General features: G+C 41.4%; 14 protein-coding genes. 11 read left to right on the forward strand and 3 right to left on the reverse strand.

The features are described 5' to 3' along the window. Positions 1–81: 81 nt before the first annotated feature. From KXQ82_RS07335 to msrB, 3 genes are all read left to right on the forward strand, one after another. Positions 82–2,388 (forward strand): transglycosylase domain-containing protein, encoded by a 2,307-nt coding sequence (locus tag KXQ82_RS07335; RefSeq protein ID WP_219487536.1) that lies wholly within the window; start codon positions 82–84, stop codon positions 2,386–2,388. Positions 2,389–2,475: 87 nt separating this feature from the next. Next, the gene (locus tag KXQ82_RS07340) at positions 2,476–5,643 is read left to right on the forward strand and encodes a tolB protein precursor (RefSeq protein WP_219487537.1); all 3,168 of its coding nucleotides are present in this window, start codon (positions 2,476–2,478) and stop codon (positions 5,641–5,643) included. 32 nt (positions 5,644–5,675) lie between these two features. Beyond that, entirely contained in the window at positions 5,676–6,155 is a 480-nt protein-coding gene (msrB, locus tag KXQ82_RS07345) for a peptide-methionine (R)-S-oxide reductase MsrB (RefSeq protein ID WP_219487538.1), read from the forward strand. On the opposite strand, the gene KXQ82_RS07350 is transcribed toward msrB, so the two are convergent. Further along, entirely contained in the window at positions 6,142–6,498 is a 357-nt protein-coding gene (locus tag KXQ82_RS07350; RefSeq protein ID WP_219487539.1) for a GIY-YIG nuclease family protein, read from the reverse strand. The two genes, msrB and KXQ82_RS07350, sit on opposite strands and share 14 nt — an antisense overlap. A gap of 80 nt (positions 6,499–6,578) precedes the next feature. Between KXQ82_RS07350 and KXQ82_RS07355 the strand changes: the two genes are divergently transcribed. The 6 genes from KXQ82_RS07355 (at position 6,579) to KXQ82_RS07380 (ending at position 10,945) form a co-directional block, all read left to right on the forward strand. Then, on the forward strand, positions 6,579–7,352 hold the full coding sequence (locus KXQ82_RS07355; RefSeq protein WP_219487540.1) for an XRE family transcriptional regulator: 774 nt from the start codon (positions 6,579–6,581) through the stop codon (positions 7,350–7,352). A gap of 61 nt (positions 7,353–7,413) precedes the next feature. Next, the gene (locus KXQ82_RS07360; protein ID WP_219487541.1) at positions 7,414–7,833 is read left to right on the forward strand and encodes a hypothetical protein; all 420 of its coding nucleotides are present in this window, start codon (positions 7,414–7,416) and stop codon (positions 7,831–7,833) included. 67 nt (positions 7,834–7,900) lie between these two features. Then, complete coding sequence (locus KXQ82_RS07365; RefSeq protein WP_219487542.1) at positions 7,901–9,022, forward strand: aminotransferase class I/II-fold pyridoxal phosphate-dependent enzyme; 1,122 nt, start codon at positions 7,901–7,903, stop codon at positions 9,020–9,022. Then, on the forward strand, positions 9,015–9,632 hold the full coding sequence (gene bioD / locus KXQ82_RS07370; RefSeq protein WP_219487543.1) for a dethiobiotin synthase: 618 nt from the start codon (positions 9,015–9,017) through the stop codon (positions 9,630–9,632). The genes KXQ82_RS07365 and bioD overlap by 8 nt, the downstream gene beginning before the upstream one ends. A 69-nt stretch (positions 9,633–9,701) precedes the next feature. Continuing rightward, a complete protein-coding gene (locus KXQ82_RS07375) occupies positions 9,702–10,592 on the forward strand; it encodes a 3-hydroxybutyryl-CoA dehydrogenase (protein WP_219487544.1) in 891 nt (296 codons plus the stop codon). A 56-nt stretch (positions 10,593–10,648) separates the two neighbouring features. Further along, positions 10,649–10,945, forward strand: coding sequence for a YXWGXW repeat-containing protein (locus KXQ82_RS07380; RefSeq protein WP_219488057.1), 297 nt, complete (start codon positions 10,649–10,651; stop codon positions 10,943–10,945). A gap of 102 nt (positions 10,946–11,047) precedes the next feature. Here KXQ82_RS07380 and argS read toward each other — a convergent pair whose 3' ends face one another. Continuing rightward, positions 11,048–12,817 carry an arginine--tRNA ligase gene (argS, locus tag KXQ82_RS07385; RefSeq protein WP_219487545.1) on the reverse strand — a complete coding sequence of 590 codons (1,770 nt, stop codon included), beginning with the start codon at positions 12,815–12,817 and terminating at the stop codon, positions 11,048–11,050. Positions 12,818–12,900: 83 nt separating this feature from the next. Here argS and KXQ82_RS07390 point away from each other — a divergent pair, with 83 nt between their 5' ends. Then, the gene (locus KXQ82_RS07390) at positions 12,901–14,355 is read left to right on the forward strand and encodes an arginine deiminase family protein (protein WP_219487546.1); all 1,455 of its coding nucleotides are present in this window, start codon (positions 12,901–12,903) and stop codon (positions 14,353–14,355) included. Positions 14,356–14,383: 28 nt separating this feature from the next. Continuing rightward, a complete protein-coding gene (ctlX, locus tag KXQ82_RS07395) occupies positions 14,384–15,292 on the forward strand; it encodes a citrulline utilization hydrolase CtlX (protein ID WP_219487547.1) in 909 nt (302 codons plus the stop codon). Between the two features lie 12 nt (positions 15,293–15,304). Here the strand turns inward: ctlX and KXQ82_RS07400 are convergent, their stop codons facing one another. Next, positions 15,305–16,012: a hypothetical protein gene (locus tag KXQ82_RS07400; protein WP_219487548.1), complete on the reverse strand. Its 708-nt coding sequence runs from the start codon at positions 16,010–16,012 to the stop codon at positions 15,305–15,307. Between the last annotated feature and the right edge of the window lie 114 nt (positions 16,013–16,126).

Below are 16,126 nucleotides of genomic sequence, written 5' to 3' on the forward strand. Positions count from 1 at the left end.
TGCCATTAGTATATCAAACCAACAATGTTGATATTTGTTATTCTCCTATAAATTAGACCATAATTTTTACATATACACCGCATGTTTAAACGTATAAAAAACAAGTACCTACGTTACACTCTTATATTTTTCTATTTCGTTATTATTTTTTTCTGCGCTATTGAGCTTAACTTTTTGTGGCTCTTTGGCTATTCGCCTACCATGCAGGATATTAAGAATCCGAGCATGTCGCTTTCATCCGAGGTTTACTCGGCTGATGGTAAGCTGCTGGGCCGTTATTTTAAAGAGAACCGCTCGCCCGTTGAATACAAAGACATATCGCCCAACCTGGTTAACGCCCTTGTAGCTACCGAAGACGCGCGTTTTTATAAACACAATGGTGTCGATTTTTATTCATTCTTTTCGAGCATACTCTCAACCGCTAAAGGCGACAGGCGCGGCGGTAGTACAATTACGCAGCAGTTAGCAAAAAACCTGTTCGAAACCCGCAAAAAAAACTCGCAGGGTTTGGTCAGGCGCATCCCTATTTTCCGCACATTGGTTTTTAAGTGTAAAGAGTGGATAACCGCTTATAAAATTGAGCATGTTTATAGCAAGCAGGAAATTTTAACCTTATACCTTAATACGGTTCCGTTCGGCAATAATTCTTACGGGATAAAAACAGCCTCAAAAAAGTTTTTTAATAAAAACCCTAACGCGGTAAACACTGATGAAGCAGCAACGCTGATCGGTATGTTGAAAGCTACATCAACCTACAACCCGATAAATCATCCCGATAAAACAGTAGAGCGCCGCAATACCGTACTGAAGCAAATGGCCAAGTATGGCTGCATTAAACAAACTGATCTTCAGTCATATATCAGTAAAGACCTAAATCTCGATCTGAGTTATGTTGAAGATGATTCGCAGGGCGATTCATACATTCGCCGCGCAGTTGAAAAATGGCTTGCGCCCTGGTGCGCAGAGCACGAGGTTAACCTGTATGAGGATGGCCTGAAAATATATACCACCATCGACTCTAAACTGCAGCAATATGCCGAAGAGGCCGTTGCCGAAAAAATGAAGATGCTGCAAAGGCGTTTTGATAACCTGTGGGGAAAGAAAAACCCATGGCATGACCCTGATGGTAACGAAATACCTGATTATGCCTTCAAAATGTCGCAAAAGCTGCCTATTTATAAATTGCTGGAGAAAAAGTATCATGGCAATGCCGATTCTATCCGCAGTTTTTTTAGCCGTAAAAAGGAAATGACCGTATTTAGCTGGCATGGCGACAGGGATACCACATTCTCCAGCCTCGATTCAATAGCCTATTACGCAAGGATACTAAATACCGGTATGATGACCATTGAACCAACCACAGGCAAAATTAAAGTATGGGTAGGCGGTATTGATCATAAGTATTTTAATTACGACCACGTTAACCAATCAAAACGCCAGGCAGGTTCAACCTTTAAGCCCTTTGCCTATGTAACTGCTTTGGATAACGGTTTTTCACCATGTGATAAGTTTACAGATCAGCGTGTTTCTATCAAGTTTAAGGATAATGGCAAGGATGAGGTTTGGGAACCTAACAATGCCGATTTCAATTTCTCGGGTCGCGAAATGTCATTACGTTGGGCCATGGGTAAATCGGTTAACTCCATTACTGCGCAGGTTACCGAAAAGGTAGGCTGGGATAAGGTAGTTGAGTACGCGCACAAATGCGGTATTGAAAGCCCTTTAAAATCAGTGCCGTCGGTATCATTAGGTACAAATGATGTATCGGTTTATGAAATGGTGCGTGCTTACAGTACATTTTTAAATCGCGGCAATAAAATAGACCCATTATTGGTAACCAAAATCACCGATCAGGACGGTAATATATTACAGGAGTTTACCCTTAAAACAGAAAAAGTTTTAAGCGAAGAAACAGCCTGGTTAATGCTTTATATGTTCCGTGGCGGTATGGAAGAACCGGGCGGCACATCACAGGCTTTATGGGAATATAATGGCCTTTGGAAAAAGAACAGTAACCAAATAGGTGGTAAAACAGGTACATCATCAGGCTATGTGGATGGTTGGTATATGGGTATCACAAAAGACCTCATTACCGGTGTTTGGGTTGGCGCCGATGACCGCAGCGTACACTTTACCTCGTCCGAAACAGGTGAAGGGTCACATACGGCCCTGCCCATATTTGGCCGTTTTATGGAAAAGGTTTACGCCGACCCGAACTCAGGCTACGGCCCCGGCCCATTCCCTAAACCATGGAGCAAGATCAGCAAAAGCTATGATTGCCCTTCGCCGCATATGTCGGTTGATACTTTGGGAACTGATAGCTTAAATATTGATACAACATTGGCAACACCGCTGCCAACGCCTATTGAGCCAAATAATCAGAACTAAAAACAAGGTTATAACAAATATTTTTATAACTTTTACGTTTGTTATTCAAAAGCACTATCTACTAATAAGTTAAAATTTAATTTATATATGAATAAACGTTACAAGCTATCGCATATAGCTACTTCTGCGCTCATTGTATTATTATTTATATTTAGCATAATTACCCCTAACAAGGCTAATGCACAGCAGTTTGGCCAAAACAAGGTACGCTATAAAAACCTCGATTTTAAGGTTTTCCGTACCCCTCATTTTGAGATCTATTACTATATTGATAATGAGAAATTAGTAAAACGTTTTGCCCAGGAAAGCGAATTATGGTATACCCTGCACCAACAGGTATTCCGCGATACATTCAAGAAAGCTAACCCGATCATTATTTATGCTGATCATCCCGATTTTCAACAAACCACAGCCATTGATGGCGAAATTGGTGTAGGTACAGGTGGTGTTACCGAAGGTTTAAAAAACCGCATTGTAATGCCTTTTATGGAAACCAACCAAACCACGCGCCACGTTATCGGACACGAAATGGTTCACGCCTTTCAATACCATTCCCTGTTGGATGGCGATCAGACCCAGTTTTCTGAAATAGGCAACCTCCCCCTTTGGATGATTGAAGGTATGGCCGAATATTTATCGCTGGGTAAAAAAGATGCCTATACCGCGATGTGGATGCGCGATGCCTTTTTAAACAAGGATATCCCAACTATAAAAGACCTTACCGAAAGTAATAAGTATTTCCCTTACCGTTATGGTGAGGCTTTCTGGTCGTTCATTGGGTCAACCTATGGCGATACCATTATTGTTCCTTTTTTTAAAAACACCGCCCGTTATGGCCTCGATTATGGCATCAGGCGCACTTTTGGTTATGATGAGAAGACTTTATCAAGCTTATGGAAAACATCTATCCAGAACGCTTATAAACCGCTTTTAAAAGACACCACACAAGATCCTCCGGGTGAGAAACTGATAGACTACAAAAACTCGGGCGAAATGAACGTAGCGCCTGCCATCAGCCCCGATGGTAATTATATTGCCTTCCTTTCGGAGAAGGATCTATTCTCTATCGATCTTTATCTGGCAGATGCAAAAACGGGTAAAACCATACGCAAGCTTACCAGTAAAATATCCAATACACATATTGATGAGTTTAACTTTATCGAATCGGCAGGCGCCTGGTCGCCGGATAGCAGGCAGTTCGCGTTCAGTGTATTTAGTGGTGGGCGCAATAAGTTAGTAATTGTTGATGTGTCGAACGGTAAAGTGCTTCACGAAATATCGATGGAGAAAGCGGAGCAGTTTAGTTATGTTACGTGGTCGCCAAACGGGCACGATATTGTTTTCTCGGGCATGTCTGAAGGTCAGAGCGACCTGTACATGTACAACCTTGAAAGTAAAGAACTTACACAGTTAACAGACGATATTTATTCTGATTATCAGCCAAGTTTCTCGCACGATGGCACCAAACTGGTATTCGCCAGCGACAGGACAACCTACGACAAATCTAACGGGCAAACCATTACCTTTAACCTTGCGGTGATGGATGTGGCTACCCGTAAAATAACGGATATTAACATATTTAACGGGGCAAATAACCTGAACCCTCAGTTTTCATCGGATGATAAGTATGTTTACTTCCTGTCAAACCGTGATGGTTTCAGAAACCTGTACCGCTATCAACTGGCTGATGCCAAAATAGAACAAATGACCGATCTGTTTACCGGTATCAGTGGTATAACAGAATACTCTCCCGCTTTAAGCATATCCAACAATAATGATATTGTATATTCATATTACAGGGCTCAAAAATATGCCATTTATAATGGTAAGGATACTGATTTTAAACCTAAAACAGTTGATGCCAACGATTTGAATTTTGAAGCGGCATTGCTGCCCCCTTTTAAAGCTGTTGGTGTTGATCTTATCAACTCTAACCTCAACAACTTCCTTGCCTACCAAAAAATCCCTGTCGATTCGATACAGGAAACAAAATACCGCCCGCAATTTAAATTAGATTACCTGGCCAGCAGCGGTGTTGGTATTGGTGTAAACTCGCAATATGGCGCGGGCCTTGCAAGTGGCATTCAAGGTGTTTTTAGTGATATACTGGGCCGTAACCAAATGTTTGTAGGGGCATCGGTAAATGGTGAGATCTATGATTCGGGTGCTCAGTTTGCTTTTATAAACCAAAGCCACCGCTGGAATTTTGGTGTAGGTTTCTCGCATATCCCGTACCAGTTTGGTTTATATAATTCGTACCCAAGTACACTACCGGTTGGCAACAATCAAACCATTAATGTTATACAAGAAAATAACGATATCATCCGTAATTTCCAGGATGCAGTACAGTTGTTTACATCTTACCCTTTTTCAAAAGTTACACGCGTTGAGTTTGGAACGGGTGCATCTTATAACTATTTCAGGGTTGATAGGTACACTAATTATTATGATGCCAATGGTTATTACATTAATGGCGCCAGCAGGCATGATAGGGTATCCAATGCAGATGAAACCGCCAATACCGGTATAAACTTAAATTCGTATGCTATTTTCAATTTAAATACCGCATTAGTTGGCGATAACTCTTATAACGGTATAACCGGGCCTTTAGATGGGTACAGGTATCGCATAGGTGGCGAGTTTAATTTTGGCACCTACCAGTTTTTTGCCCCTACTATTGATCTTCGCAAATACGTGCGCGTTAAGCCTGTTACTTTTGCTGCCAGGGCCTACGGATATGCAAGATTGGGTAATACCGATGCTATCAGCAACCTATACCCTCTTTATTTAGGGTATCCATTTTATATCAGGGGATATGAAGCCAATAGCTTTTACAGCGGTAACGGGGCAAACAGCAGCAGTAACAACTTCACTATCGATCAATTATCAGGTAACCATATCGCATTTATTAACTTAGAGGTTAGATTGCCTTTTACCGGCCCTGAAAAGTTAGCGCAAATAAAATCAAAGTTCTTCTTTTCAGATCTTAACTTGTTTTTTGATGCGGGTTTAGCCTGGAGCAATGATGATAAAGTTACCTTTGGTAGTAAGCCGGAGTATGTTAAAACCATCGTAAATCCAAATACCGGTTTGCCAACAGCAGTTTACAGCCATATCCCGGCAACAAGCTTAGGCATATCATTAAGGGTAAATGTATTTGGCGCCTTTATATTGGAACCATACTATGCCATACCTTTTCAGCGCGACGATGTTAAAAAACCTGTATTTGGTTTAAACTTTACACCGGGCTGGTAAAACTAACTAATAGCTAAAGGCGTATATTAAATATGAAAAACACGATAAAATTAATTGCCCTTGCTTTGCTTATGGTATCGGGCTTATACCATGTTAGTAATGCGCAAACTAAAAGTGCAAAATTCCCCAATGCTAAAAGCAATGCGGAGTGGAAAAAACTGCTTACCGATAACCAGTTTTATATTATGGTTGAAAAAGGAACTGAGCCTCCTTTTAAAAATGCCTATTTTGATAATCACCAAAAGGGTACATATGTAAGTGCTGCTACCGGCGAACCTTTATTTAGCTCAACGGATAAATTTGAATCGGGAACGGGCTGGCCAAGTTTTGTTAAACCCATCAACCCGAATGCTATTATGATAGTTACCGATGCCGACGGACAGCGCGCTGAAGTAATAGAACGCAAAACCGGCCTGCACCTTGGCCATGTGTTTGATGATGGCCCTGCCGACCGTGGCGGCAAACGCTATTGCATGAACTCGGGCGCATTAAAATTTATTAAGCAGCCTTAACCCTTGCCCTCGGCATTAATGTTGGCCTGAACAGGTCACGCTGATTCGAGGCCGTTTCATACCTTAAACCAATGGTCAGGTCTACCCAGTCGGGATTAACAGATCTGATCATTTTTTCTTTCTGGCTCCTGGTAAAGCGGCTCACTACTTTAAAGCGTTCCATAGCCAGTTCTTCATTATGTATCTCTTCAAAATATACTAATCTGTTTAGTTGTTGTGCACTGTCAAAAAACAGGTTTGGCATCTGTGTATAAAAATCTAATGTCTTTAGCAGATCGGCACACATGCCTGTGTGTAAGCAGTTTCTGTTACGGTCAGTGATGATGTAGATAAAGCTGTTCATAATTTTTATTTGTTATATCAGAATTAATTACTAATTTTATTGGCATAAAAATACTAACAATTTTAGTAAATCCAAATTTTATGTCAAATATTTCATCAAATATTAAATTCCTTCGCAAAAAGAAAGGTTTAACACAGCAACAGTTTGCAGATCAGGTAAATATAAAACGGAGCTTAGTAGGTGCGTATGAAGAAGAAAGGGCTGAACCGAAGTATGATTTACTAAAAAAATTAGCTGTTTTTTTCGATATTACAGTTGATGACTTCATAAATGAGACCATCGATGAGAAATGGGCGCCAAAACCCAAAGGCAATCCTGCAAATTTAAGGGTGCTCAGTATATCGGTTGATAAGGATGACAATGAGAACATTGAACTGGTGCCCATGAAAGCCAGTGCCGGCTACATGAATGGCTATGCCGATCCTGAATATGTGGCCGCTTTACCAAAGTTCAACCTGCCCATGTTTACCGGCGGAACATTTCGCGCCTTTGAGATTAAAGGCGATTCGATGCTCCCCCTCCCATCAGGCTCTATTATTATAGGTGAGTATGTAGAAAACTGGGGCGATGTTAAACCTGCCGAAACCTATGTTGTGGTAAGTAAGAGCGATGGCGTAGTATATAAGCGTATAGGCAATAAGTTTAAAGATCAGAAAACGCTGAAGCTGGTATCGGATAACCCGGTGTACGAACCCTACGAAGTGAGCGGCGAAGATATATTGGAACTATGGAAAGCAAAGGCATTTATATCAACCCAATTGCCGCAACCCACACCCGAACCAACGATGGAAAGCCTTACCAATATGATGACGCAAATGCAGCGTTCCATATCAAAAATGCAAGGCAACAATTAAGTTACAGATTTGCAATTAAACTATTTGCCGTTATCTTTATCTTATAATTAAACTTAAAAAAATGAAAAAATTATTGATGGTAATCTGCTTCGTAGCAGGTATTGTATCTTTGAGCAAGGCTCAGGGTGGTGGCGGCCAAGGTGGCGGTCGTATGGGAAGAACTCCCGAAGATCAGGTTAAACAACTTCAAACTGCCGTTCCTACATTAACTGCGGATCAAAGCGCAAAAGCTCTGGTTGTTTTCAAAGCTCAAACAGCTACCAGAGACAGCTTAATGAAAGCGGCAAACGGCGATTTTGCCTCAATGAGAGATAAAATGGGTCCTATGCAACAAGCAACAACTGCAAAAATTACTGCTATACTAACTGACGAGCAGAAAGCGGTATATGCTCAATACCAAAAAGATCACCCTCGTGGCCGTGGCGGTCAAGGTGGCGGTGGCGGCCAGGGCGGTGGCACTCCTCCTCCCCCACAAAAATAATTGCTAACACAGAAAGCGGCCTTGAGCCGCTTTTCTTATTTTAGCGCTATATTTATTCACCCGCGCTTTGAATACAGTTGAAGATTTTATAGCATCCAAACTAAATGAACGGGAAACCGCCGGAACATTAAGAACACTAAAGGCAGATAATGATCTGATCGATTTTTGCTCTAACGATTACCTTGGTTTTGCCCGCTCCATAGTATTAAAAAGCAAAACCGATCTCTTTTTAAAACAACATCAGTCGTATTTAAACGGGGCCACAGGTTCGCGTTTACTGAGTGGCAATACTAACTTTTGCGAAGAACTCGAAACTGAAATAGCACTTTTCCATGATGCAGAAGCGGGCCTGATATTCAACTCAGGATATGATGCCAACATTGGCCTGTTCTCATCGCTTGCGCAGCGCGGAGACACTATTATTACAGATGAACTGATACATGCCAGTATTATTGACGGGGCACGCCTTAGCTATGCCAACCGTTATACATTTAAGCACAATGATTTAAATAGCCTTGAAGACAAGCTAAAGCAAGCAAAAGGCAATATTTACATAGCCGTAGAGAGCATTTATTCGATGGATGGCGACATTGCACCATTAAAAGAAATAATTGCATTAGCAGCCCCTTATAACGCCCGCGTAATTGTTGATGAGGCACATGCTGTAGGTGTTTTTAATAAGGGCCTGGTAAATGAGCTTGGTTTACATAACTATGTATTTGCACGCCTGGTAACATTCGGCAAAGCATTGGGTACACATGGCGCTATCATTTTGGGCAGCAAGTTATTACGCGGATACCTCATTAATTTCGCCCGCTCATTTGTTTATACCACAGCGGCTCCCTTTCATCAATTGGCTTCGGTAAAAATGGCTTATGAGTTACTGACCGACTCCCGATCGGAACAAAAAGCGCTCACTGATAATATATACTTATTTAAAAGTCAATTAAGCGATAATAAGAGCTTGATTAATAGTACCAGCGCTATCCAATGCGTTATTATATCCGGCAACGGGCAAACATCTCATCTTGCTAAAACAATACAAAATGCAGGCTTCGATGTAAGGCCCATATTAAGCCCTACCGTGGCAGCCGGAACTGAGAGGCTCCGCATTTGCCTGCACTCGTTTAACACTACTGAACAAATAACCGGGCTAACCGGCCTGATAAACACACACACTAATGGATAAGCGCCCCATATTTGTTACCGGCATTGGTACCGGCATTGGCAAAACAATAGTATCGGCAATATTGGTAGAAAAACTACAAGCCGATTATTGGAAACCCGTGCAAGCCGGCGACCTTGAACAAAGCGATACCATCAGTGTAAAAAACCTGGTTAGTAATTCCTTTAGTTATTTTCATCCTGAAGCATACCGGTTAACACAACCCTATTCGCCGCATAAAGCGGCTGATTTGGATGGGATAGATATTAACCTGGATAAGATCATCATGCCTAAAACCAGCAACCAGCTAATAATTGAGGGTGCCGGCGGGTTGATGGTGCCTTTAAACAGTAATTTTTTAATGATCGATCTGATCGAAAGGCTAAGTGCAGATGTTGTACTCGTTTCGAGAAACTATTTGGGAAGCATTAATCATACACTGTTATCAGTTGAGGCATTACAGAATAAAAGGATAAAAATAAAGGCACTTGTTTTTAATGGCCCCACTGATGAATACTCGGAGGATGTGATAATAAAAAGATCTAAAGCGGATACTATTTTACATATACCCGATTTAGACCTGATAAACAAAGAAAACATATTAAATATTGCCAACGGTATTAAATGGCAATAGCTCCATGAGTATGTTATCTATACGATAGATTAAACTGTTCTATATTTGTTAAAAATCAACTTACAATAAATGAAAAATATCACAGTTATTGGCTCGGGAACAATGGGTAATGGTATTGTACATACGTTTGCCCAGCATGGATTTAAAGTGAATATGGTTGATATTGATGAGCAGGCTTTACAGCGTGCCATGGCTACCATTACTAAAAACCTCGACAGGCAATTATCCAAAGACCTGATCACTGAAGCCGACAAATCTGATACGATAAATAACATACATATATTTAACAGCATTAAAGACGCAGTTGGCAATGCCGACCTGGTGGTTGAAGCGGCTACCGAAAATATAGACCTGAAGCTTAAAATATTTAAGGAACTGGACGAGTATTCCCCCGCCGCGACTATTCTTGCTTCAAACACCTCTTCTATATCTATCACCAAAATAGCATCAGTAACTAACCGTCCCGATAAGGTAATTGGTATGCATTTTATGAACCCTGTGCCGGTGATGAAACTGGTGGAGGTAATACGTGGGTACGCCACCAGTGATGAAGTGACCGATACGATCATGGAACTATCGCGAAAACTGGAAAAAGTGCCGGTCGAGGTAAACGATTACCCTGGCTTTGTGGCTAACCGTATTTTAATGCCCATGATAAACGAGGCCATATATACCTTATACGAAGGCGTGGCAGGCGTTGAAGAGATTGATACCGTAATGAAATTAGGTATGGCACATCCCATGGGCCCGTTGCAACTGGCCGATTTTATTGGCCTGGATGTTTGCCTTGCTATATTAAATGTATTATATACCGGTTTTGGTAACCAAAAGTATGCCCCCTGCCCGCTTTTGGTAAATATGGTAACAGCGGGAAGCAAGGGCGTAAAATCGGGTTCGGGTTTTTATGAATACGTTGCAGGAAGCAAAGAACTTAAAGTAGCTGCTAAATTTTCGAAATAAATTAAACTTTCGCGAAAGTACCGTGTCAATACATTATCTATAAAATGAATTGACTTATGAAAACGATAGCAAAATTAAGCCTGGCATTTTTAGTGGCAGGCACCATATTTTCAGGATGTGAAGTCCAATCGGGCTATGTGGTACGCGAAAGACCTGTTGAGCCCTATTATGTCCAACCCACTGCACCTTATGCTGATGCGGTATGGATTCCCGGCGAATGGGTTTACCGTGGCGGCAACTACGTATATGTGCGTGGCTATTATACCCACGCCCGCCATAACCGGGTTTGGGTTGCCGGCCATTGGAATAATACCCCACGTGGATATGCATGGGAAAGGGGCCATTGGAGATAACACGGGTCTATAGTCAGGAGTTCAAAGTAAAAGAGCCTGGTAATCTGTAACAGGCTCTTTTTTATTTGACTCAAGATTTCTGACTAAGTACTCAAGACTTACCTACATTCGCTCCGGCACATCTATCCCCAACAGTTTCATACTCTTGCTAATCACCTTTGCTGATGTTGCCGAAAGCGTTAACCTGAATTGCTTTACATCTTCGGGCACTTCATCTTTAAGGATGGGTTTTTCCTGGTAAAATTTATTGTATGTTTTTGCCAGTTCGTAAACGTAATTAGCTACTACCGCAGGGCTATAATCGCGGGCGGCCTGGTTAATGGTTTCGGGGAACTGGTTTAAAGCTAATATCAGATCACGCTCCATAGTATCCAGTTCGGTAACGGTAGCAGGCTTACCTAACTCAAAACCGGCACGTTTTAATATCGATTTGATACGCGCGTGAGTGTATTGAATGAACGGCCCTGTATGCCCCTGAAAATCTATCGATTCGCCTGGGTCGAACAACAAGCGTTTCTTCGGCTCAACCTTTAACAGGAAGTATTTTAACGCGCCCATACCTATAGTATGGTATAGCTTGTTTTTTTCCTCTTCGCTAAAATCGGCGGTTTTGCCTAATTCTTCGGTTTGAGTTTTAGCGGTCTGCTCCATTTCGGCCATCAGGTCGTCGGCATCAACAACAGTACCTTCACGGCTTTTCATTTTACCGGAGGGTAAATCAACCATACCGTACGATAAATGATATAAACCATTCGCCCAGCTTTTGCCTAACTTTTGCAGGATGAGGAACAATACCTTAAAGTGATAGTCCTGCTCGTTACCAACAACGTAGATGGATTTATCGGCATTATACTGGTCGTATTTTAATTGCGCGGTGCCCACATCCTGGGTGATATATACTGATGTACCGTTTGCGCGGAGCACCAATTTTTCATCCAGTCCATCGGCAGTCAGGTCAATCCAAACAGAGCCATCCTCTTTTTTATAAAATACCCCTTTTTGTAAACCTTCGTCAATAATATCTTTACCCAACAGGTAAGTTTTCGATTCGTAGTAATACTGGTCAAAATCGACACCTAATTGCTTGTAGGTTTGGTCGAAACCCGCATAAACCCAACTATTCATGGTTTCCCATAAGCTGATAACTTCCGCATCGCCTGCCTCCCACTTTTCGAGCATTTGCTGGGCTTCGATGATTAATGGCGCATTCTTTTTGGCTTCGTCTTCGGTTTGGCCGGCAGTTTTCAGCTCTTCTATCTGCTTTTTATATTCCTTATCAAAAACAACGTAGTATTTCCCGACAAGGTGATCACCCTTTAAACCACTCGATTCCGGCGTTTCGCCATTGCCAAACAGTTGCCAGGCCAGCATTGATTTACAGATATGGATACCCCTGTCATTAACCAAATTGGCTTTTATCACATCGTAACCGTTGGCTTTCAATATCTCGGCAACCGAGTAACCTAACAGATTGTTACGGATATGGCCCAGGTGCAACGGCTTGTTGGTATTTGGCGATGAATACTCTACCATTACCTTTTGGCCATTTGGCGCGAACACGCCAAAATCAGTTGAGGCTATCTCGTTATAAAGTTGCCCTATCCAAAACGCATCGGTAATAACAATATTGAGGAAGCCTTTTATCACGTTAAAGCCCGAAACCACATCCACTTCGTTTTGGATGAACGCGCCTATCTCCTGCCCTGTTTGCTCGGGGCCCTTGCGCGAAAACTTCACAAATGGAAAAGTTACAATAGTTACCTGCCCCTCAAACTCTTTACGGGTTTGCTGCAGGTTAACATCGGCGGCAGTAATATCGGTATGGTATAGTTCTTTAACGGCTTTAACAGCGGCTTCAACAATAAAATTCATCGGGCAAAATTAATCAAAATGGCTTAACCTGCCATATTTTAATATTGTTTAATTGTGGTAGCTTTGTTATAGCATTTATACCTATGGCACTTGCACGAGAAGATTTTAAAATTGATGTCGGCTCCGAAATTGGCGATCTGCGCTGCCTGCTTATCCACAGCCCCGATAGCGGCTTGGGTAAAGTAGTTCCCTCAAAAGCGCAGGATTGGCTTTTTGAAGATATTGTACACTTAGATACCGTCCGTAAAAACGAATACGACCACTATGTAAAAGTGCTGATGTACTTTTTAGATCCGGATAAGATAAAAGGCCGGCTCAATGAAATTGATTCAGATGAGCATAACCGTCACTTTTTTAAACCTGATCACCCGGATTTTCACGCCTCAACCAAAGTTATCGAGATACAGGCTTTATTATCGGATGTATTGGAAGATAGCGGCATTCGCGAAAAACTTGTGGCATCGGTTTGCGCTATAGAGAATTGCACCTACAGCTTGCAGCAAAGCCTGATAGATACCTCACCTGTTGAACTGGCAAAAACACTAATATCGGGTTCTGTTGATAATTCGACAATGATATTCGCGCCGATACCCAACTTTATCTTCTCGCGCGATATTGGTATTACCATCAATAAACATATCCTGATAAACAAACCTGCCAAACAGGCCCGTGCCCGCGAAACTTTACTGATGCGTTATATTTTGTTTAACCACCCCATATTCGCGGCATACCGCAATAATATTATTGAGATACCCGAAAGCGTACAGCACTTTTTACGCCCCGGCGAAGACAGCGGCGAAAAAACCACGCTTGAAGGCGGCGATGTGATGGTGGTAAGCCCCAACCATGTATTGATAGGCTGCAGCGAACGCACATCAACCATTGGTGCCAACGCGGCTATTAAACTGCTTTTTGCTAACAATGTGGTAGATAAGGTTACGGTAGTTAAAATTCCGCATAAGCGCGATTTTATGCATATTGACACTATTTTTACGCAGGTTAAGCGCAATGTTTGGGTATTACTCGGCTCGCTCTCCATCGCCGAAAGGCCTATAAAAGACAGCGACCCGATAGCCTGGTTTGCCGACCGTAAAACCAAAGACAAACCCGAAATTGTACAGTTTGAAAAAGGCAAAACCGATCACCCAAAAACGTTTGCCACACTTGAACTTTTACTGGACGACATCAGCCGGAACGACCTGCACAGCACCGAACCAACCAGGTTTATTTACTCCGGCAATAACAAATTTCCTTACGATGCACGTGAGCAATGGACAGACTCGTGCAATTTGCTGGCATTAAAAGAAGGCGTTGTGTTAGGATATGACAGGAATGATAAAACCGCAGAATCGTTTATTCAAAACGGTTTTAATACCATTAAGGTAACAGAACTGCTCAGGAAATTTGAAAACAATGAACTACAACCGCAGGACATAAAAGACACGCTGATACTAATGCCATCATCCGAATTATCGCGCGCACGGGGTGGCTTTCATTGTATGAGTATGCCTGTGCTGCGCAGTTCATTGGTTTATTAGTTCATTTGTTTATTGGTATTTGCAGGATATGAAATCAACCATTTTAATGATACGGCCGGTTAGTTTCGGGTTTAATGAGCAAACGGCTGGCAGTAATGCATTTCAGGTTAGAAGTTCGGAGCAATTGCACGTTCAGCAAAAGGCTCTTGCTGAGTTTGATACTTTTGTAGATAAGCTTCGCGCGAATGGTATTGATGTGATCGTTATTGACGATACCCCACAACCACATACCCCTGATTCTATTTTCCCGAATAACTGGGTGTCGTTTCACGAGGATGGCAAGGTGTTTTTGTACCCTATGCAGGCTGACAATCGCCGCTTGGAGCGTAGGCCTGAAATCATCGAGCGGTTAAAAAACAACTTCAACATTACCGAAGTTGACGACCTGAGCAATTTTGAACAGCACAATAAATTTTTAGAAGGCACCGGCAGTATGGTACTTGACAGGCCGAATAAAATCGCATACGCATGCCTCTCGCCACGTACGGATATCGAGGTGATGAATGCTTTTTGCAAAAAGAGCGGCTACTCCCCTGTTTACTTCCACGCGGTAGACAGCAATGGAATGGCCATTTACCATACCAATGTTTTGATGTGCATTGGGGAAAAGTTCGTAGTAATTTGCTTGGATACTATTCGAGATGAGCAAGAAAAAGAGGCTTTGATAGAGATGTTCAGGCAAACCGGAAAAGAAGTTATTGAGATTTCGTTACACCAAATGAATGCCTTTGCAGGGAATATGCTGGAGTTGGTGAATGATAAAGGCGAACATTTACTGGTCATGTCGGCAAGGGCTTATCACTCGCTAACACTATTGCAAATTGAAACGCTTGAGCAATATTGCACCTTGATATATTCTGACCTTACTGTTATTGAAAACAATGGCGGTGGCAGTGCAAGGTGTATGATGGCGGAAGTGTATTTGCCCCTAAAATAGCCTTGAATATTACTATTTCAATAATCGATCAATGATATGTTGATTTTGTAATAAATCTTTGATTAACGGTTTAAGTGTTTCCTCAAAAATGACATCCGCGCCTTTATTAGCTGCAAATTCGAAAACAATTCCGGTAGCACGTTGATACCACCGCTTTTTACCTAAAGGAAATTCTTGCTTCAATTCGTCAAAGTCACCTTTTAGTTCGTCTATGAAATCATATAAAACTTCTTGTCCCACAGTTAACTCATCAATTTTAATTAAAATGGCATCAATTTTTCTTGTTAAGTCTTTTGCTTGCTGTGGTGAGAATGCATTTTTTTCAAGATTTTTAACCCCTAACTTTTCAAGGTCTCTCACGATGTAGAAGATTTGCGATTCATAAAGTACTTTTCGTCTAATTCTATCTCTATGGTCTTGTTTTTCGTGATAAGAATAAACATCATATAGTGATTCATTTGGTTCTTCTTGATAATTATTAATCTTCGTTTCTAACTCTATGATTTGTTCATTAAAAAAATTCAAAGCTTCAATTAAATAAATCATTTTATCTTCATTGTTATAAAAAAGCTTTATGCCATCCGTTACTCGCTTACGAAATAATTTTGAATCAGATACAGACATATAATTTAAAATGTCAATATGTTCCTTTGTTTCACGTTTAACAATTTCGCTAAAATTTAATCCGTCAATAAATAATAATGCCTCTTTGATATCCATAGACTTTAATAAACAAATTCCAACTATTACTTAAAGGTACGAGAAAAGTAGAAAGAGAATGTTTAATCTCCCTCCCATCAATTAAATTACATTCAGCCCACTAAAATTCTCGTA

Origin of the sequence: Mucilaginibacter rivuli (genome assembly GCF_019391655.1) — a bacterium.
In the GTDB taxonomy this organism is placed as follows: Bacteria; Bacteroidota; Bacteroidia; order Sphingobacteriales; family Sphingobacteriaceae; genus Mucilaginibacter; species Mucilaginibacter rivuli.

Bases quoted from the DNA above. Each gene is read 5' to 3' on its own strand.
- KXQ82_RS07380 (WP_219488057.1), top strand. From the start codon at position 10,649: ATGAAAACGATAGCAAAATTAAGCCTGGCATTTTTAGTGGCAGGCACC.
- KXQ82_RS07335 (WP_219487536.1), top strand. From the start codon at position 82: ATGTTTAAACGTATAAAAAACAAGTACCTACGTTACACTCTTATATTT.
- KXQ82_RS07350 (WP_219487539.1), bottom strand. From the start codon at position 6,498: ATGAACAGCTTTATCTACATCATCACTGACCGTAACAGAAACTGCTTA.
- bioD (WP_219487543.1), top strand. From the start codon at position 9,015: ATGGATAAGCGCCCCATATTTGTTACCGGCATTGGTACCGGCATTGGC.
- KXQ82_RS07355 (WP_219487540.1), top strand. From the start codon at position 6,579: ATGTCAAATATTTCATCAAATATTAAATTCCTTCGCAAAAAGAAAGGT.
- KXQ82_RS07340 (WP_219487537.1), top strand. From the start codon at position 2,476: ATGAATAAACGTTACAAGCTATCGCATATAGCTACTTCTGCGCTCATT.
- KXQ82_RS07390 (WP_219487546.1), top strand. From the start codon at position 12,901: ATGGCACTTGCACGAGAAGATTTTAAAATTGATGTCGGCTCCGAAATT.
- argS (WP_219487545.1), bottom strand. From the start codon at position 12,817: ATGAATTTTATTGTTGAAGCCGCTGTTAAAGCCGTTAAAGAACTATAC.
- KXQ82_RS07400 (WP_219487548.1), bottom strand. From the start codon at position 16,012: ATGGATATCAAAGAGGCATTATTATTTATTGACGGATTAAATTTTAGC.
- ctlX (WP_219487547.1), top strand. From the start codon at position 14,384: ATGAAATCAACCATTTTAATGATACGGCCGGTTAGTTTCGGGTTTAAT.
- KXQ82_RS07375 (WP_219487544.1), top strand. From the start codon at position 9,702: ATGAAAAATATCACAGTTATTGGCTCGGGAACAATGGGTAATGGTATT.
- KXQ82_RS07360 (WP_219487541.1), top strand. From the start codon at position 7,414: ATGAAAAAATTATTGATGGTAATCTGCTTCGTAGCAGGTATTGTATCT.
- msrB (WP_219487538.1), top strand. From the start codon at position 5,676: ATGAAAAACACGATAAAATTAATTGCCCTTGCTTTGCTTATGGTATCG.